Source organism: Actinoplanes sp. NPDC049316, from assembly GCF_040677315.1.
Lineage (GTDB): Bacteria > Actinomycetota > Actinomycetes > Mycobacteriales > Micromonosporaceae > Actinoplanes.
The window spans coordinates 18595-36738 of the sequence record NZ_JBFAQM010000032.1 but is presented as its reverse complement, the minus strand read 5'-3'; the positions used below and the strand labels follow the sequence as shown (position 1 = coordinate 36738).

18 protein-coding genes are annotated in these 18144 nt (G+C 66.4%); 7 read left to right on the top strand and 11 right to left on the bottom strand.

Going from position 1 to position 18144, the window contains the following annotated elements; genetic code table 11:
• Positions 1-119 precede the first annotated feature (119 nt).
• The 5 genes from AB0K03_RS34130 to AB0K03_RS34110 form a co-directional block, all read right to left on the bottom strand.
• Positions 120-968 carry an SAM-dependent methyltransferase gene (locus tag AB0K03_RS34130; RefSeq protein WP_364693790.1) on the bottom strand — a complete coding sequence of 283 codons (849 nt, stop codon included), beginning with the start codon at positions 966-968 and terminating at the stop codon, positions 120-122.
• Positions 969-1057: 89 nt separating this feature from the next.
• The gene (locus AB0K03_RS34125; protein ID WP_364693787.1) at positions 1058-1846 is read right to left on the bottom strand and encodes a GPP34 family phosphoprotein; all 789 of its coding nucleotides are present in this window, start codon (positions 1844-1846) and stop codon (positions 1058-1060) included.
• Positions 1843-2862 carry an acetamidase/formamidase family protein gene (locus tag AB0K03_RS34120; RefSeq protein WP_364693784.1) on the bottom strand — a complete coding sequence of 340 codons (1020 nt, stop codon included), beginning with the start codon at positions 2860-2862 and terminating at the stop codon, positions 1843-1845. Before AB0K03_RS34120 ends, AB0K03_RS34125 begins: the two co-directional genes overlap by 4 nt.
• Before the next feature lie 5 nt (positions 2863-2867).
• On the bottom strand, positions 2868-4280 hold the full coding sequence (locus tag AB0K03_RS34115; RefSeq protein WP_364693781.1) for an APC family permease: 1413 nt from the start codon (positions 4278-4280) through the stop codon (positions 2868-2870).
• Between the two features lie 153 nt (positions 4281-4433).
• Complete coding sequence (locus AB0K03_RS34110) at positions 4434-4766, bottom strand: hypothetical protein (RefSeq protein WP_364693778.1); 333 nt, start codon at positions 4764-4766, stop codon at positions 4434-4436.
• A gap of 639 nt (positions 4767-5405) precedes the next feature.
• Here AB0K03_RS34110 and AB0K03_RS34105 point away from each other — a divergent pair.
• From AB0K03_RS34105 to AB0K03_RS34080, 6 genes are all read left to right on the top strand, one after another.
• Entirely contained in the window at positions 5406-6287 is an 882-nt protein-coding gene (locus AB0K03_RS34105; RefSeq protein WP_364693775.1) for a helix-turn-helix transcriptional regulator, read from the top strand.
• Positions 6284-6484: a DUF397 domain-containing protein gene (locus tag AB0K03_RS34100; protein WP_364693772.1), complete on the top strand. Its 201-nt coding sequence runs from the start codon at positions 6284-6286 to the stop codon at positions 6482-6484. The genes AB0K03_RS34105 and AB0K03_RS34100 overlap by 4 nt, the downstream gene beginning before the upstream one ends.
• A 133-nt stretch (positions 6485-6617) precedes the next feature.
• On the top strand, positions 6618-8045 hold the full coding sequence (locus tag AB0K03_RS34095) for an XRE family transcriptional regulator (protein WP_364693769.1): 1428 nt from the start codon (positions 6618-6620) through the stop codon (positions 8043-8045).
• A gap of 51 nt (positions 8046-8096) precedes the next feature.
• Entirely contained in the window at positions 8097-9164 is a 1068-nt protein-coding gene (locus AB0K03_RS34090) for an asparaginase (RefSeq protein WP_364693766.1), read from the top strand.
• Entirely contained in the window at positions 9157-9627 is a 471-nt protein-coding gene (locus AB0K03_RS34085; RefSeq protein WP_364693763.1) for a PCC domain-containing protein, read from the top strand. Before AB0K03_RS34090 ends, AB0K03_RS34085 begins: the two co-directional genes overlap by 8 nt.
• 183 nt (positions 9628-9810) lie before the next feature.
• Positions 9811-11097: an XRE family transcriptional regulator gene (locus AB0K03_RS34080; protein ID WP_364693761.1), complete on the top strand. Its 1287-nt coding sequence runs from the start codon at positions 9811-9813 to the stop codon at positions 11095-11097.
• Between the two features lie 21 nt (positions 11098-11118).
• On the opposite strand, the gene AB0K03_RS34075 is transcribed toward AB0K03_RS34080, so the two are convergent.
• Positions 11119-11814 (bottom strand): HAD family hydrolase, encoded by a 696-nt coding sequence (locus AB0K03_RS34075; protein ID WP_364693758.1) that lies wholly within the window; start codon positions 11812-11814, stop codon positions 11119-11121.
• Between the two features lie 138 nt (positions 11815-11952).
• On the opposite strand from AB0K03_RS34075, the gene AB0K03_RS34070 reads away from it, so the two are divergent.
• Entirely contained in the window at positions 11953-13404 is a 1452-nt protein-coding gene (locus AB0K03_RS34070; RefSeq protein ID WP_364693755.1) for a hypothetical protein, read from the top strand.
• Here the strand turns inward: AB0K03_RS34070 and AB0K03_RS34065 are convergent.
• From AB0K03_RS34065 to AB0K03_RS34045, 5 genes are all read right to left on the bottom strand, one after another.
• Positions 13401-14273: an aminoglycoside phosphotransferase family protein gene (locus AB0K03_RS34065; protein WP_364693752.1), complete on the bottom strand. Its 873-nt coding sequence runs from the start codon at positions 14271-14273 to the stop codon at positions 13401-13403. The two genes, AB0K03_RS34070 and AB0K03_RS34065, sit on opposite strands and share 4 nt — an antisense overlap.
• Before the next feature lie 220 nt (positions 14274-14493).
• A complete protein-coding gene (locus AB0K03_RS34060) occupies positions 14494-14856 on the bottom strand; it encodes a hypothetical protein (protein ID WP_364693749.1) in 363 nt (120 codons plus the stop codon).
• Positions 14846-15856: a DUF4192 domain-containing protein gene (locus AB0K03_RS34055; RefSeq protein ID WP_364693747.1), complete on the bottom strand. Its 1011-nt coding sequence runs from the start codon at positions 15854-15856 to the stop codon at positions 14846-14848. The genes AB0K03_RS34060 and AB0K03_RS34055 overlap by 11 nt, the downstream gene beginning before the upstream one ends.
• A gap of 228 nt (positions 15857-16084) precedes the next feature.
• On the bottom strand, positions 16085-17377 hold the full coding sequence (locus AB0K03_RS34050; protein WP_364693744.1) for a hypothetical protein: 1293 nt from the start codon (positions 17375-17377) through the stop codon (positions 16085-16087).
• A complete protein-coding gene (locus AB0K03_RS34045) occupies positions 17374-18087 on the bottom strand; it encodes a GGDEF domain-containing protein (RefSeq protein WP_364693741.1) in 714 nt (237 codons plus the stop codon). The genes AB0K03_RS34050 and AB0K03_RS34045 overlap by 4 nt, the downstream gene beginning before the upstream one ends.
• Positions 18088-18144: the final 57 nt, after the last annotated feature.

The following is an 18144-nucleotide window of genomic DNA, read 5'->3' as shown; positions in this document are numbered from 1 at the left end:
ATCCAGCCGGGATTTTTCTGGCGCCGGGAGGACGATCCTAGGTCCAGGCGACGCGAGGCTTGCAGGACAATTCATTTCGCTTTCGTGGCATCGTTCCCTTCGCTGAATTGACTGCGTGGTCAAATAATCCGAGCTATCGCCCCGTACATTGCGGTGTCCACCACCGAAGCAACGGCTTGTGGTGATCTATCGGGACGCCATCGCACGATCGGAACCACGCCGGGATCTATCAGGTCCAGTCCATCAACGAAGCGCGCAACGTCAACTCGCTTACGTGGCCGGAAAGTTCCTTGGTCGCCGCCGGCGCCTATGAACGCGGTCAGTTGCTTGATGACGTCTTCGGGAAGTGGATCCAAGGTGGCGTGAGACAACGCGATGTAGCTGCCGCTAGGCAGGGCATCGACAAGCCGAGCTACGAGGTCGTATGGGTTCTCGTTGTCGTCGAGGAAGTGAAGGACGGCGAAAAGCAGCAGCCCAACCGGTTTGGTCAGATCGATGGTCGCTCGAACGGCCGGGTCGGCGAGGATCGCGTCGGGTGTACGCAGATCCGCTTGTATGCAGGTGGTGGTGCCCTGCGGGGAGCTGGTCATCAACCCCCGGGCGTGACTTACTACCATGGGCTCGTTGTCCACGTATACAACCCGAGAAGCTGGAATTATTCTCTGGGTTACTTCGTGAACGTTGGGCGACACAGGAAGACCAGCGCCGATGTCAAGGAACTGTTTTACACCGGCTTCGGCGGACAGAAAGGCGACGGCTCGGCGCAGAAATCTGCGGTTCTCCTGCGCTGCTGTGCGGATCTGAGGAAATGCCTTGGCAATCCGATCGGCGGATTCGCGGTCGGCGGCGAAGTTGTCTTTCCCTCCGAGCCAGTAGTCGTACCTTCTGGCAGGATGAGGTCGCGAGGTGTCTATCGCCGTCTGCGGCGTGCCGCCGTTGGCCAGAGTGCCGGACTCTCGCATCGTCATCTGGTTCTTCCTACGATCTCGTTGGTGCCGTTCCGGTGGAGATATCCAGCGGTTCTGAGCAACGGGTGTTGCGAGCTGTGGTGTGGACGTCAGTGCATTGCGGCCACGGCCAGGTCACCGCGGCCTGCGTCAACGGCGCGTACTACGGCGCTGATGGCCCGGTTGTCGTTGTTGTCGGCAACGTGCTCGAGCCATGGGTTCAGCTCGCGGACGGGCATGGCGTCGTACAGGAATTCGGCCAACTCCAGGGCTGCGACCAGGCCGCACAGGGCAGCGCACTCATCACCGGGAGGGGTGGGCCGGTAGCGGGCCGTCTCGGCGTAGTGGGCGACAGCGTCACGGATGTGAGCGCGTGCCCGTACGGCGAAGCCGTAGTGCACGGGTAGATGGGTTTCGGTTTTGACCAGTCCGGCCAGTCGGCGCCGCGTGGTTCGTTGAAGCAGGCCCACGGTGACCAGTGCGGCCCGGACCCTCTCATACAGGTCAGCGGCAGCGAAGGACCGGAGGACGGCGCGTAGCTGATCGGCGTCCCGCTGGGTGCGGATGACCCGCTCGACGGTGGTCAGCGCGGCATCCCACAGGGTGTTGGCGGTGGGGCCGGTCTGACAAAGCGTCAACCGGCCGGGCTGGCGTTGCCATTGACGGCGGAAGTCGTCGTAGTGATAGCCGACCGCGACGTACTCCTTGAACGTCAGTTCAAGCAGGAGAGCGCCGGCCAGACCGAGTTCGAGGGACTGCTGGTTGATCAGCAGGTCGCCGGTGTCATCGTCGTGGGCGAGGAGATACAGCTCAGCGTGCAGGGGGAGGACGCCGCGTGGGTCGAGTCGGAAGGTGGTGGGCACGGGGTTGGCCTTGTCAGCAGTCACGAACATGGTCATGCCGCGCCGGTCCCAGCAGCAGCGGGGTGCGGGGTGGCGCGGAGCCGCTCATGGGTGCCGCCGTAGAGATCAGCGCCTCGAAGAAGGTGCTTGGGCAAGCTGGCAAGCATGGTGTAGTTCGGATCGACGACGTTGCCGACCGGCGCGGTGCCGGCCTGCGCGACGAGTTGGTACGCGTCGAGGGTGTCGAGGCCGGTCAGCTGTGCGGTCCAGCTGACCAGATCGTGTTGGCTGATCCGGAACGCATCTTCCAGCGGGCGGGCGCAGCCGACGGACATGATCGCGCTATCGGACTCGATCCGTGGCCACAGCGTCGGCACGCCCTTGATCACTTCGACGGCGATGGTGGTCGTCATGGCGACCTCGACCGCGACCCCGCTGGACTCTCCTTGTCCCTGGCGGGCGTGGCCGTCGCCGAGGCCGAGCATCGCTCCATGCATGTTGACGCCGAGGTAAAGGGTCGTGCCGGCGCGTAGCTCCGGGGTATCCATGTTCCCGCCGTGGGCGTCGCAGGTAATGGTGCTGCGGGCTTCGAAGGCGGCCGGGGCGACACCGACAGTGCCGTGCATCGCGTCCAACGGCAGGTCCGCTGTGAAGTCTGAGTTGCGGGCGCGGTAGCGCACCAGTCCGGCCTTGGCGTCGATGTCGTAGAGCCAGACCCGCTCCTCCAACGGCGGTTGCAGGGTGGCCGTGTGAGAAGTAGACGTGAGCGCCCCGAAGTGCGGGAATGTGCTTGAGACCCCGGCCTTGCGGGCAGGCACGATCGACAGGAAATGGACGGCGATGGTGTCGCCGGGCTCGGCGTCCTCGATGAAAAACGGCCCGGTGACCGGGTTCAGGTACGGGAACGTGCAGACCTGGCTCGGAAGGTCGTCGACTGTGGTGACGGCGCCGCCGAAGCAGTCCTCGGTGAACAGCGTCAGCACGTCGCCGGAGCGTACGCTCGCCACCGGCGGGACTCCGCCGAACGTGTAGGCCAGGTCCTTTACCGTCGGGGTGTACGTGTGTTCTCCCATGGGCGTCACACCTCCTGACGTGCCGGAGCCGCCGGCTGTGATACAGGCGCGAAGCCGGATAGCTCGGGTCGACGGCCGGTCAGGTAGAGACCGATGAGCACCAGGACGCCGAGGCCGATCCACACAAACCCGAGGCGCTGGGCGGCGACGTTCGCGTTCCACACCACGAACCCGAGGATCGTCGCGCCAACCAGCGGCATCAGCAGATGGGCGACCAGGTTGCGGCTGCGCTTCCGGATGACGTGGTAGACGATCACCGACAGGTGCAGCAGCAGGAACGCGGTCAACGCCCCGAAGTTGATCAGACTCGACAGCAGGGCGATCCCGTCACCGCGCTGGTTCATGTAGAGGCCGAGGGCGAGCGAGACGACGGCGACGAGCCAAATCGCATTGCGCGGAACGTTGCGCTTACGCGATACCTTCCCGAGGAACGCCGGGAGTTGCTTGTCGCGGGCCATCGCGTACAGCAGCCGGGAGATCGCGACCTGCGCCACCATCGAGTCCGGCAAACCCCAGGCGATGGCGGTCGCGACCGCACACACGGTGGCCAGCCATGGTCCAGACGCCACCTCGGCGGCTGTGTAGAACGCCGTCCCCGCCGGATCGCCGTTGGTGATCAGCCCTTGGGGGTCGGGAGTCAGGATCGCCGCCACCCAGGTTTGGGCGATGAACAGCAGGCCGGTGACGAACAAGGCTCCGGCCATTGCCCGGCCGATCGCTTTCGAGCCGCCCTTGGCTTCCTCGGCGAGCATCGCGATGCCGTCGAAACCCAGGAACGACAGCACTGCCACCGAGGTCGCGCCGAGTAGCAGTGCCCAGCCGAAGGTGTTCGGGTTGTACAGCGGTTCCCAGGTCCACTGGCCGGCCCCGGTGATGATCGCCCACACCCCGAAGCCGAGGAAGACGAACAGGACGACCAGTTCGCCGATGAGCATGACCCAGGTGAACCGGGCGGTCATCCGGATCCCCATCGAGTTCACGATCGTGTTCGCCGCGACGAAGCCGATCAGCCACAGCCACACCGGGATAGCGGGCAGGGTGGCGTTCATCGCGACGGCGGCGACCAGGTACAGCAGCGAGGGCACCAGGATGTAGTCGAGCATGATCGCCCACCCGGCCACGAACCCGACCGGCGCGCCGATGCCGCGGCCGACGTAGTTGTAGACCGACCCGGATAGCGGGAACGCCTTCACCATCTGCGCGTATGAGAACGCGGTGAACACCAGGGCAATCACGCCGATGGCGTACGCGCCGACGACCATGCCGCCGGAGGCGGAGAACACCGCCCCGAAGATCGCCATCGGCGCAATCGGGACCATGAAGATGAGGCCGTAGGCAAGCAGGTCACGGAACCGCAGCGCCCGCCGCAACTCCTGCTGATAACCGAACCGCTGTAACTCCTCGACCGGATACGACACCGGGGATGTCCCTTCATCAACTTTTGTATGGGGGTTTCGAGTCCGCCCTCGGGAAAGACGGCGAACGCAGATTCAGGGGGAAGGGGGCGAGTCACACCAGGTGGGCCGCGCTACCCGCCGCCGCGCTCCGCTGGCAGCGACGGCGGGCGCGGCCTACATGCGGCGGACGAATCGCACGTCTTCGACCGTCCCGCCGACCTCGATCCGGGAATACAGGTGGAACAGCACCTCGGGCGTTTTGACCGACCTGCCCAGCGTCGCTGCGCCCAGAGCGCGAGAAACCGCCTCCGCATGCACGAGCCGCTCGATGTTGTCCGCGTCGAGCGGCCGGAGGCGACATCCGCATACCGACAGGTACTCACGCTTCGACGCCGGCGAACTCGAGCGACAAAACCGGGCACCACAGCGGCAGAAGAGCAGGCCACACAGCGGATACGACAAGGTCGACCCGGCTACCCGCGTGATCTCGTCATTGGTCGCGCGCACAGTCGACTCCTTCGCTGCCTGCGCCAGTGAGTACCTATAAGGCACCTGAGGTTCACGGCCGCGCGGCTGATCACGCCGTGAAAGGGCGGACCAACCGCGCGACCGGGTCCGGCCATCGCGCTCGGGGGAAGGCTGTGACCGGACTAGAGGGGAGAACGCGGCCCCTACCGCTGTGCACCGGCCGACTACCGCAACGTGCGGGCTGTCATTGCCGAAGCGCTGGGGCTTGTCATCGCCAGCCGGGTTGACGTCGGGTACGGCGGCACCGTTACGACATACGGTCGGCGCCGGTGACCCGCTGGCAGTCATCACGTCCTCCTCGGTGGCATCCGGATCTTGGTTTGCGGTGCTGCGACTGTCCGACGACTACTCACTCAACAAGCCATCGATATGTCGCGTGTGGTGTGCCTACGATCACCGACAGTCGGCAGACTCGGAACCCCGAATTACCGGGAGTTTTAGTAGGAGAGTTACCGGGAGAACGGTCTCTGAGCTGCTCTTTTACGGCATGGGTCAGACCCGCTTAGCGCTCCTGCTCGCGAATCCGGGGTTACGCTCTGGCCACACCGGACGATGCCGCACGGCCCCGACAGTCGCGGTGTTGTTCACGTTGCTCAGTCCGCGCCGGAGGAATCCTCGATGGTCAGCCCTTATGTTCGACGGCGTCGCCTCGCAGCTGAGCTGATCCAATTGCGCGAGGAACACGGCTACTCGACGGTCCGGCTTGCCACGGCCGTCCGAATGTCTCGGCAACGCATCAGCCAGCTCCAGAACGGGCACGTCCGCCCGGCTGACGACGAGATCGCACGCATCCTCGACGTCCTCCGAGTCGGCGACCGCCGCCGGGAACAAATCATGTCCATAGCCAGGGACGCCCGGGAACGTGGCTGGTGGGAGAAGTTCCGCGACGAGATGGGACCGCAGCAGGCCCTGTACGCCGACTTGGAAGCTGGCGCCCGCTCGATCGCCGAGTACCACCTGACGCTGCTGCCCGGCCTACTCCAGATTCCGGAGTTCACCGAGGTTCGCGCTCGCGCCAATCGCGGCATCCGCCCCGAGGCGTTCGATCCGAGCCGCGCATTGGAAGCTCGCGCTGTCCGGCAACGCATCCTCGATCGAGCGGACGGACCCAGCTACGAGGTCATCATCGATGAGCTTGCGATACGCCGGCCTGCGGCACCGCCGGGTGTGACCAGAGCCCAGCTTCTTCATCTCGTTCGGGCCGGACGTGAACGGCGGAAGATAACCATCCGGGTCCTGCCGCTGTCGGCCCTTTTGCCGGGTTACGTCGTGCCCAAGTCGGCCTTCTTCACGTATCGCTTCCCCGACCCGAAAGATCCGACCGTTGTCGCCGTCGATACCGACGGCGAGGATCTGGTCCTCACGACACCGGCCCAGACCGGCCACTACGTTGACCTGTACCAGCGCCTTCAACAGGCGGCGCTGGACCCCACCAGCAGCCTTGATCTCCTCGCCGCAGCGGCCGAGGATCTGTCCGACCATGCAGGGAGCAGACCGTGAGTCTCAGCAAGTTCGCGAACTGGTTCAAGAGCAGCTACAGCGACGGCGCCAGCAACTGCGTCGAGGTGGCCTTCGCCGATGACAGGACGGTCGGCCTGCGCGACAGCAAGGACCGCGAGGGCCCCGTCCTCGAGTTCAACCGAGGCGAGTGGACCGCATTCATCAAAGGAGTCCAATCAGGAGAGTTTGAGCGCTGACGGTCCGCAGAACGGAGAAATGGTGCGTCATCTCGTCGAAAGGTGAGACGTTGTGGACGACGGCAGCGGCCCCAACACCAAACTAATCGATGCTCGGGGACGTACGAAGTCCCCAACTGGCTCAGGCCGTCCCATGTCGCGGCAGGAGTTGGCGGAGGCAGTCAATGCCTGGCAGTGGTCCAGATACGAACGCGACGATCGGCTGGACGAAACCGACATCGGCAAGCTCGAACGGGGTGAGATCCGCTGGCCTGGCCGGACCCGCAGGGAAGGCTTCCGAGCCGTCCTCGGCGCGACGACCGACGCAGAACTGGGCTTCTTCCGAACCAGACGCATCCGCTCGTCGGATGCGGTCATCTCGGTGGCCCAAGTTCCGCTGCTGCCGCCTCTTATGACCAGCACAGCGCTGACCCAGCATGTGCCCGGATCGTCCTCGGCCATGGGGAACGTACTGCGGTCCGCCGGTGGGCAGTTCTTCGACGGAGAGTCGATCGACACCCAGACCTACCCCGCCGTGGATGACGGACGGATTTTGGCAGCAGTCCCGGCCGACTTCGCGGCAAGCCGATTTCTCACCCGAGCCCGACGGGGCCTGGTGGTGGGAGCCATTGCGGATGACGGCGGCGCGACGGGCTACGGCCTTGACACCCGTCAGGCTCGTCGACGCTTGGCGAAGGCCGGTCCTGGATCACGCCTGTTGATCCCGCCCGCATATGTTCTGGATGACGTGACAGTCGGGATTCTCTGGGCGGTAGTCAACCTGGACGAGCCACTACTAAATGACGACTCGCTGCTTCATGATCTTCAGCAGGATCTCCTGCCCTACGAGTCGATGCCGAGCTCGTCGCTTGGGCGGGATCTCGCCTCGGAGTTGACCGCGGTGTCCCAGATGTGGATGGGCAGCTTCTTCTGCGCTCACCACATCCTTCGCCACCTCGATGGCCTCGCCGACGCACCGGAGTTCTGGACACGCGAGCAGCGCGGCGAAGAGGCCAGTACCTGGCTCCTGTTCAGGCACAAGTACGACTATTTGCGGGCGATAGCGGAGCGGTTCGCCGACGGACCGATGACCCGCGCGTTCTGCATCCCGCCGGACGCGGTCGCGGCCTCGCCGCCCGGTGAACGCATCCTGCTCCTTCTCAGCGCCGCCCTGATGGAGTCGTTCGGCATCCAGGTCAACGTCTGTACTGAGACGGAGTACTCGGCGATCGAGGGTTTCGTTCTCGACCGGGGCCACGAGGCCATCGTGGCGAACTGGGTCGGTGCCGACGGGATCTGGCAGGTCGGCGTGACCACCGACCGCCCCTCCGTACGCGACTATGGCGAGATCGCCGCTTACACCGGAGCGCACTCCGCCATCACAGGCCCGTCCGCCGGCCGTCGACTCCGGATGCTGGCCGACTACCTGGAACTGGACTGGGCGTGGCTCGTCGAGCGCTGCCGACAGCTGGGCGAGCACGGATGCAGCGGATTTGCCGCGCCCCGAAGCCGACTACTTTCTGTCGCAGGCGTTGACCGTGCCTGCCAGTACGTGGGCGAAGTCGGCATGATCAGCCGATAGGCTCCGATTATCCGTTCCTTGAGGTGGAGGACAGCCACTGTGGGTGTTGAGATGCCCAAGCCACGCCGAGTCCTGGTGGTCAGCCTGGGCGGCACGATCACGATGACCGCCGCAGCGAGTGGCGGTGTCGTCCCCGCTCTTGCAGCACATGACCTGCTGGCGGCAGTTCCGGGACTTGCGGACCTAGATGTCGCTGTCGAGACCGGCGACTTCCGGCGACTACCGGGGGCGTCACTGTCCCTGGCGGACGTCACGGCGCTGTCCCGGCTGGTGCGCCAGCACCTCGCCGATGGTGTCGACGGCGTGGTCGTGGTGCAGGGCACCGACACCATCGAGGAGACCGCCTACCTGCTCGACCTGTACCACCCCGGGCCGGAACCGGTCGTGGTCACCGGCGCGATGCGCAACCCGACCCTGGCCGGGGCTGATGGCCCGGCGAACCTGCTCGCCGCCGTCCAGACCGCCGCCAGCCAGAACGCCCGCGGCCTGGGCTGTCTGGTCGTGTTCGCCGACGAGATCCACGCTGCCCGGCGCGTCCGCAAGACCCACTCGACAGCAGGGTCCACGTTCCAGTCCCCGAACGGCGGGCCGCTCGGCTACCTGGTCGAAGGCCAACCCCGGCTCCTCAACCGGCTCGGCTCTCGTCATGTCGTCCCGCTGCCCGGCGACGGGCCGCGCCCCCGGGTGGTGCTGCTGACGATCAGCCTCGGCGACGACGGCGTCCTGCTGGACGGCCTCGCTGACCGGGCCGACGGTGTGGTGATCGCCGGGTTCGGCGTGGGCCACGTCCCACAGGATCTCGTTCCGACGCTGGCGGATCTTGCCGACCGGATTCCGGTTGTGCTGGCCAGCCGGACCGGCGCCGGACCGGTACTGACCACGACCTACGGCTTCCCCGGCTCGGAACGGGACCTACTGAGCCGAGGGCTCGTCCCCGCCGGATTCCTCGACCCGTACAAGGCCCGCATCCTGCTGAACGCGTTGCTTGCCACTGGAACCGATCAGAAGACGGTCACCGCGGCGATCACCGCAGCCGGCGGCTGCGGCGACCCCGAGGCATGGCCGTGGCCGACCGGCGCCGACAGCGCACCGGCGAAGCCGGAGGTTCAGGATGCGTAGTCAGCAGGTCGACATCGGCCGGAGCTTCGTCGTCGTGTTCGACCACGGCGACGACTTCTACACCGCCCTCGACGATTTCTGCCGCGCCAACAACGTCCGGCACGGGATCATCCCCACCTTCATCGCCGGATTCTCGCAGGTCGAGGTCGTCGGCACCTGCGCGAAACTCGACAACCCACAGGCCCCGGTCTGGTCCGCCGTCCACCTGAGCAACGTCGAGGCCCTCGGCGGCGGCACCATCGCCTACGACGAAACCGAGCAGCGGATCCTGCCGCACCTCCACGTATCCGTCGGGCTCAAGGAGCACAGCGCGACCGCGCACACCAGCCACCTGCTCTCGGCCACCGTCCAGTTCCTCACCGAGATGTACCTCGTCGAAGTCTCCCGGCCGGCCCTACACCGGGAGCGCGATCCCAACCTCTACGACGTCCCGCTCCTGCGTTTCGGCACCGCCAAAAATTGAGAAGCGACAATCTCTTGGGTCGGCTCAAGCAGCCACGGACCAGAGACCTGCCCCGCCAATCAAACATTGGCAGATGGGCCATCATGGGGTGGGCCGTATGAGGCGCCACCCTGTGGCCAGCCAGGCCAGAACCACCCGAACAATCCATCGGCTACTTTCCGACGCGCGGAGGATGGTGCCACGGTGAACCAAGGCAAGCCGGAGCCCAATTCGCTACTGATGCAGGCACGACGCCGGCGGCCGTCTCCGTCCGGGTCAGGGCGGCCGATGTCGCGGCAGGAACTCGCCGAGGCCATCAACCTCTACCTCTGGCAGCACCACCAGATCGTTCACCAGTGGGACGAGACAGACATCGGCCGACTAGAGCGCGGCGAGAATCGCTGGCCCGGCAGACGACGCCGGGAAGCATTCCGCGCGGTCCTGCAGGTGGCAGCCGACCATGAGATCGGCTTCTACATCAGCCGCTCATCAACCGCCACATCCGATGCCACAGCGGTCGACCAACTCGTCCTGGCGCAACTGGAGCCGTCCGCCGAGGAACTACTGCACGGGAGCGGCGTGGGACGCGGCGAGTGGAGCAGTTTCGCCCTGGTGACCAGCATGCTGGCTCAACAGCGCCAGGCAGTCCCGCCCTCGGCCTTGCTGAGTCTCGTTGAAGCGCACCGCGACTGTCTGCTGACGCTGTACCGCAAAGCAGGCTCCGACTCAATCAAAGCTGATATCGGCGCCATGCTCGGCGAGGCATCGATCGTCGCGAGCCGACTGTGGAGCGCACAGGGCAACCACACCATGGCTCTCGCCCACTGCGGCTACGCCCGCACGCTCGCCGACCGATCTGGGGACGTCCGCCTCGCCGCTGTCGCCCGGATCTTCGAAAGCAACCTGCACTCCGGCGCCTCCACGCTGATTCACGCCGACGGCGACGTCATGACCGGCCTGCGCCTGCTCGACGAGGCCAGCACCGCCGGCCCGCAGTTGACGGCGGCAGCGCGAGCAAGAATCTCCGCGGAACAAGCCCAGGCGTACGCGGCCCTGCACCTCCCGCGCCAGGCCCAGGCAGCCCTCGACCAGGCACGACAGCATGCCGCCGCGATCACCAACGACGACCGCACTGGACTGTTCAGCGATTGGAATACCACCCGCGTCCAGGTCTACGAAGGCACCTGCTACCTGCTGCTTGACGAACCCACAGTCGCCATCGAACAGCTTGAAAGCGTCGCCGCCGCCCTCGGCGAGGACGAAGGGAATCTCAACGTCGCCCTCGCCGCCCGTGTCGACCTCGCCGCCGCCTACGGACTTACCGGCCAGCTCGACGCCGCATGCACCACTCTCGGCGACGCCTATGAACAGCTACGCCGCATCGGCAACCTTCGTGGGATCGCCCGCGCTCAGCGAGCCCGCGAAAGCCTCAGCCCCTGGAACAAGGAACCGGCAGTACGCGAAATGGATCAGCGCATCGCCGCAGCCTGAATCACGAAAGGTCGGTTCTCCTCAATCAGCCGACGTGAGGCCGGCGATCGTCGACACCAGCAAGTCAGGGTCCAATCGGTCGAGCACCGCGTCCGGCTCGTAGCCAGCCAGTTCCTCCCGGCTGGCCCGGTGAGCAACCACTACAGCCCGGAACCCCGCGTTCCGAGCGCAGGCGATGTCGTTCGGCGCGTCCCCCACTACTACGGTCCGCGCCGGAAGCAGCGGCGTGCCGTACTTGTCGCGGTAGCGACGCGCCACGACCGCCGTCAGCTGGAAGCGGTCTCGATCATCCGATCCGTACGCGCCGATGTCGAGGTCCAACTCGTCGCCCACACCCAGTGAGGCGACCTTGACCTCGGCCGCGGCCCGCAGGTTCCCGGTCAGCACCGTCTGCACGAAACCACGCCGATGCAGCGCGGCGATACTCTCGACGACCCCGGGATACGGCGGCTGAACCCGGGCCAGCTCGTCGCGGCCGGCATCCATGACCTCAGCCAAGACCACACCGAACCGAGGGACACCGGCTTCCGCGTCCGCCGCGTTGATGCCGGACGTGACAGCGGTATCGACCACGATCGACTCGTCGGTGTAGCCGTGAACCTTCTTCTCCGGGAACGTCACAGCCGACTCGTCGATCCCGTACGTCCGGGCGATAGCACGCCGCAACCAGCGAAGATCCGCCGGAATCAGCGTGCCATCGACATCCCACACCACCACGCCTGCATCCCGACTATCCACCAAGCCATCGTGCCACGTCGACGGAGACCTGGGCTCAGGACCGCAGCAGAGCCTTACAATCTGATCCCGCGTCTGTACGCCTCGTGCGGTATCCCTGTTTCCGGTTGGGGTTGATTCATGGTGGATCGCGGAAAATCCACGCCGAACAGGCTGCTCGTGGAGGCGCGCCGACGGCGCCTATCTCCTTCCGGCTCCGGCCGTCCGATGTCTCGGCAGGAGCTTGCAGAAGCGGTCAACACATACCTGGCGGATAGGTATAGCGCCATAACCAGTCTTGACGAGAACGACATCGGGAAGCTGGAGCGCGGCGAATACCGGTGGCCCCGTGAGCAACGACGCGAGGCGTTGCGAGCTGTGTTGCACGCGCAGAGCGATCAGGATCTCGGGTTCTACATCGTCCGCGGGCCGCGAACGGCACCGATCGACGAACACAGGAACGAGCGGAGTCCCGACGCCTCACAGGCCGTTGCTGCCCGTCTACAGGAGATCGGCAGTGGTGCCGTCGAAAACAAGACCGATGTCGGCCTGGTGCGGCGAGCGGGCGCAGCGTGGTTCGGGATGCTGCCCGACGACCTGTTGGACCTGCCGGGCCCTTGGTCAACGCAGATGGAGGCACCTCCCAAGATCGAGCAAGCGCATGTCGAAGCACTCCGTCGCAGCACGGTCCTGTTCGAGCAATGGGACCATCAGTACGGCGGCGGGCTCGCGCGGGCCGCGATGAGCGGCCAGCTGGAGTGGGTTTGCCGTGCAGCCCGCACGTCGATCATGTCTGGCGCCACACGGCGCAGTTGGCAGGCTTCCGCCGCCCGCCTCGGTGACCTCGCTGGTTGGGCGTGCTTCGACGCCGGTGACGCGCCCCAGCTGGTAGAGCGCTTCTTCCTGAAGGCAATCCAGCTCGCGGGAGAGGCCGACGACGTCCAGCAACGTACCCACACGGCTACGTCCATGAGTCGGCATCTGACGTATCTCGGCCGAACGGACGAGGCGCTGGAGATGTCCAGCCTCGCCCGCCTCGGATGGCGACATCTGCCGCCGCTCGGCCGTGCGGTGATCGGCATTGTCGAAGCCCGCGCATACGGCAAGATCGGCAACACTGCCGCATGCCGGGAGGCGGTGGAGCTTTGCGATCACCATTTCGCGACCAGCGCTCCGGACGGGCCGCATGACGAAACGTGGGGCTATTACGCCGATGAGGGCCAGATTCTCGGCGATGCCGGCCACGGCTTGTTCGACCTGGCCCTTCGGAGCGATGACCACATCCAGGCGGAGATCACCATCGGCCGACTTGAAGCTGCCTACGCGCTGCATCCTGCCGATGTTGTTCGTTCGCGAGCGCTCACGATGATCAGGATCGCATCGTTGAAGGCCCGTCACCGGGACATCGACGAAGCGTTGGCTGCGGCCGAAATCGCCGTTGCTGAGGCCGGTCAGCTCCAGTCACATCGCGTCACCGATGACCTCCGGCTCCTGAGCAGGATCCTTGGCCGCGCCGTCACCAGTCGTGGCGATCAGGAACGGGTCGAGACGGTACGAACCGACATTGCGACCCTGGTCAATACCTCCGCCTAAAACCCGGTCCACCCCGCTGGCGCGGTTCCATCTCGAAGGCTGGCCAGGCGATGCCGCAACTGCCGTTCCCGTTCGGGATAGTCCCCGGCCGACTGTGCGAGCCAGGTTGTCATTCGCAGCATGCGAACTCCCCGCAGAATCGGCCACGCGGAGCCCGTTCGCACGTCGTAGCCATAGGCGTCGGCGAACTGACGGTACTGGTCGAGCGAGAACCACCCGCATTCGTGATAGAGCGCGGTCAAGGTCAGATCCCACTCCGGTGGACCGACGGCCACGGTCTCCAGGTCGATGAAAGCGACCCGCCCTCCAGGGCTCTGAAGAAGGTTGTCCATGTGCGCATCGCCGTGAACCACGGCCAGGTCCAGCGTGAAACTGGCCCGACTCCACTGGTCAGCGAGCCGACTGCGGAACTCGCTGAGGAATTCCCGATCCTCCGCCCTGAGGGCGTCGCCGAGGGCCAGTCGATCTTCGAAACCACTGAACGGATCGACTTTGGGAAGCAGGTTGTCTACCGGCATGGGAATGCCATGCAGCTTGCGCAAGCAGTGGGCGAGTGTGACGAGGTCAGCCGGCTGACCGTCGGCCAGATACTCCCAGAACGACACTACGAATCGGTCGACGACGACCGGGACCGGCACCATCGGCCGGGCGATCGGTACCCCCCGCGACTGCAGCCAATCAGCGGTGCGCAGTTCTGCGGCGACTCGCTCCACCGCGTCCCGGCCTCGGACGATCCGCGCCAGGGCGGCGGCGGCGGGAAACACCACGACGCCATTCTCGCCTACCCGAAGGACACGGGCGCCGCTGACGGAGAGGCCCTGTTCAGTGGCCGCTGCTACGGCAGCATCAGTCGCCTCGTCCGTCCGCACTCGTCTATCCTGCCGCACCCGGGCGAAAGCTGCCTGCTCCAGCCATCAAGCGACCAGACCTCTCCGTGAGTAGGGCGCACCAGATCTGGATCACCTCGATCATGAATCCCATAAAGCAAAAAAGGCCCACCTCCTGCGATGTTGCGGCTGCTGGTGGGGGCGGAGCGAGCCGTCTTGGCTCGCTCCGCCGAGGCGGCCGACGGGTCGGCGCGGTCCCGATCTACCGGCTATCCATGATCTGTAGCAGCTTCTCGGCCAGCCACTGTTGCCCGTGCGGGAGGGCGACGATGTGGGGTGCGTTGATCCTGGTGGCGTGGTCGATGGCGCGTCGGTCGTCGGGGGCGAGTGCGGTCACGACGACGATGCCGCCGCAGTACAGGGGCTTGCGGACGCGTCCGACGAGGTCCGCGCCGATGATGATCATCGGGCGGTGGCGGGCATTCCTGCGACTGTCGGGCAGGGATTCCGTGACGTCGATGTCGCATCCCGCTTGCTGCTCGACCTGTTCTACTTCCTGGCGGATCCAGGAACTGGCGGTGACGGCGATGGCCGGATACCAGAGGGGCCGGGACCTACTTGCCATGGTCGTCCTCCGAGTCTCCTGCCGTTTCCGGGTGGGTGATCGACCGTTCGATCTCTGCCGGGCTAATTCCGGACCTCACCGCCCAGAGAACGGCGGTGGCGTTCTCGTTCGCCGGGTCGGCCCTCAGCGCGCGGCGTGCAGCCAGCTCGGCGAGCATGCCGTCGCCGAATCCCCACGCAGTGATGGCGAGCAGCGTGGCGGGGGCGGGGATGAACGGTTCGGGTGCTCTGCGGGTGACTTCGATCCAGAACGCCAGGTGTTGCGGACTCGGCTCGGTGCGGCTCAGGACCAGGCTCCAGACCGATGGGCGCGCAAGCAGGACCAGAAGCCAAGCCAGTTCGGTCTCGTCGGGTGAGACGCCGCCAGAATGCCGGCGGAAAGCCTCGGCAAGGGCCGATGCCGCAGTCGCGCGGACATCGTCAGCCTGTATGTCGAGGCGAGCGGTTGCCTCGATGATCGCTCTCTGGATCGTTTCGCCGGTGGCGGTGGGGTCCGGTTTGAGTAGGGCGGCCTTGGCGTCCCGGCTGGGTAGGGCGACCACGCCGGCGTACGTTGCCTCGGCCGGGATCGGCGAGGCGCAGGGGTCGAAGGGTGTGCCGTTCTCCGGGCAGTTGGGGTGGGTGCAGCCGAGGTGGTGGATGCGGTTGTCGTTCACGCGCAGCGGCGGACGCACGGGGAGTCCGTCGATGGCGAACACGGCGGCGACAGTGTGTAGTGCCGGGTCGAGGTCGGCGGCGGGGCCGTAGCCGATGAGGACCATGGCGGGGTCCGGGTGGGCTCGGCGGGCGACATCGGCGATGTGGTGGCTCATGTCGAGCAGCGCCGCGGTGGGATCGTCGGGTCCGGGAAGGTCCAGGCGTGCGCCGAAGACGACGAGGTTGTCGGCGACGGCCATGACGACGATGCTGCCGTCGCCCGGTTGGAAGCCGAGCAGGTAAGGCACGACGGCGACGAGGTCGACGTCGCTTCGGATTCGTAGTTGGAGTACGTCATCGGACATGAAAGGGCTCCTTGGCCAGGGTCTGGTTTCACTGCTAATGGGTGTTCGAGTCGGGCTGGCCGCCGAGGCAGCACGCAGGGCGGCGTGGCGCTGTGCGTACCGGGGCAGTTCGGCCCGGTGAGGCGCGCACCGGTAGGGCGGCGTTTGTCCGGCGGGACAGCCGCCGTCATGCACGGGATCGGCTACGCCGTGGTGGGTGAGGTCGGGCCTCACCCACCACGGGCCGGATCACTCGGGAGTGCCGGTGCCGGTGTCGGGGCGTCCGCGCAGGACGCGGACGGTGGTGCTCAACTTGATGGGCAGGTGTTCATCGCCCTTGAGAAACGGCTGTATGTCGACGGGCCGGCGCAGGCTCCGGCCGGGACCGTACGCCTGTTGGCGTTCGTGGCCGGAGACCCAGAACCGGTGGTCGGGCTTGGCCCGTGTCCGCGTGCTGCCCCGCCGCTGATCCGGTTCAGCCGTGGTGGCGGTGCGGGGTTTGATCCGTATGGTCTTGACCTCGGGTGCCGGGCGTCGGCTGCGCTGGTAGGCGCGGATCGTGCCGGTGGGCAGTTTCGTGTCCACGGTGTCGGCCATCTGCTGGTGGATCAGCAGCCAGGTGGTGACCAGCGGGCTGAGCGGGTGGTCACCGTCAATGGCGGCCCGTCGGGTGAGGTGTGCGGTGTGGATGGGCAGGAGCCAGCCGATCTCGTGCCGCATCTGCGGCATGAGGGCGTCGGGGACGGCGGTGCCGATGCTGCGGTAGCCGATGAGCTGCCAGCCGTCGCCGGTCTGGGTCCAGGAGACGGCGGCGAGTTCCTCGGTGGTGCCGACCGGCTCGGCCCAGACGATCAGGCCGTCCGGGGTGGGGGCGATCTCGTCAGTGAGTCGGGCGGTGGGCTGTTCGATGCTGACGGCGTTGACCAGGCCGGTGAACTCGTCGTTGACCCAGTACATCGGGGCGACGTCGAGTTGGTCGGCCAGGCGCCGTCGCCAGCCCGGCTCGTTGATCGGGTCGGGTAGCCGCACGCTGCCGCGCAGCAGTCCGGTGAACCGGTCGCGGACTTTCGGCAGCATGTCGGCGGTGATCCGGGCCGGTGGCCACGGTGTGGTGGCTAGCAGGGTCCGGTCTTCGCGTCCGAGGACGATGCCGCGGTGCAGCAGGTTGAGTTGGGTGTACTCGATGCTGCCGGGCCGCCATCCGACCAGGCTCGCGCACCGGGTGGTGAGCGCGTCGATGTCGTCGGCCTCGATGAGCTGGGCGCACGGGTAGCAGATCTGCCATTGGTCGTTGTAGGTCTGCACGACACCGGCGTCCATGGCCAGGAGTTGGATGAGCCCGGTCCGGTAGTCCCAGACAGGCAGGCCGGTGGAGCAGGTGTGGCAGCGGTGGAAGACGTCGCGCAGCAGGGCGGCACTGATCGGGGTGACCGGGTGGTCCTTCTCCGCGACCGGGTGCCGGTAGCTGACGCTTGCGCCGTCGTGGTGTTCGGTCAGGGCTTCGCGGCAGAGGGCACAGGCCATCAGGGTGGCGAGGTTCATGCCTCACCGCCGGAGTGGCTGCGGCGCTGGTCGCGCAGGCGGGGTCCGCGGCGCGGCGGGCGGGTGGGCATCGTCATACCGGCCCGGTAGAGGACGTGCTGGTTCCCGCCTTGCTTTTTGGCGTGGTACATGGCCAAGTCGGCGTGGTGCAGGGCGACGCCTTCGAGCAGGTCGGTGCTGGAGGCGACGGCGATGCCGAGGCTCGCGGTAACCGTGAGGAGGGCGGGCCCGTCGTCGGTGCGAATCTCGACGGGTTCGGCGATCACGTTGGTGAACAGCAGTGCCATGTGAACGAGGCGGGTTGCGTCCAGCGGCGCGATGACGGCGAACTCGTCGCCGGAAAGCCGGGCGGCGTGCCCGTTGTAGAGGGCGGCGAGCCGGGTGAGCCGGCTGGCGGTCGCCTTGAGTAGGTCGTCTCCGGCGTCGTGGCCGTACGCGTCGTTGACCTCTTTGAACAGGTCGAGGTCGATGAGCACGGTGACGATCTGCCGGTACTCGGAGGCGGCGATGGCGGTGTGGATGGCGCGTAGACCGGCGCGGTTGTTCAGCCTGGTGAGCGGGTCATGGGTGAGTTGCCAAACCTTGTCGGCCAGGTCGTCGCGCAGCCGGGCGATGATCAGCCGTGTAGTTCTCCGGCTGGTGAGGAAGCCGATGACGGCTCCGAGCGTGACGGCCACGAGGGTGGCGATCACGAGGGGTGTGGTGAACACTGGGTTCCTCCATTTCTGGTGGAGACCCGGGACGCACGTTTTCCAGGCGGAGCGTCC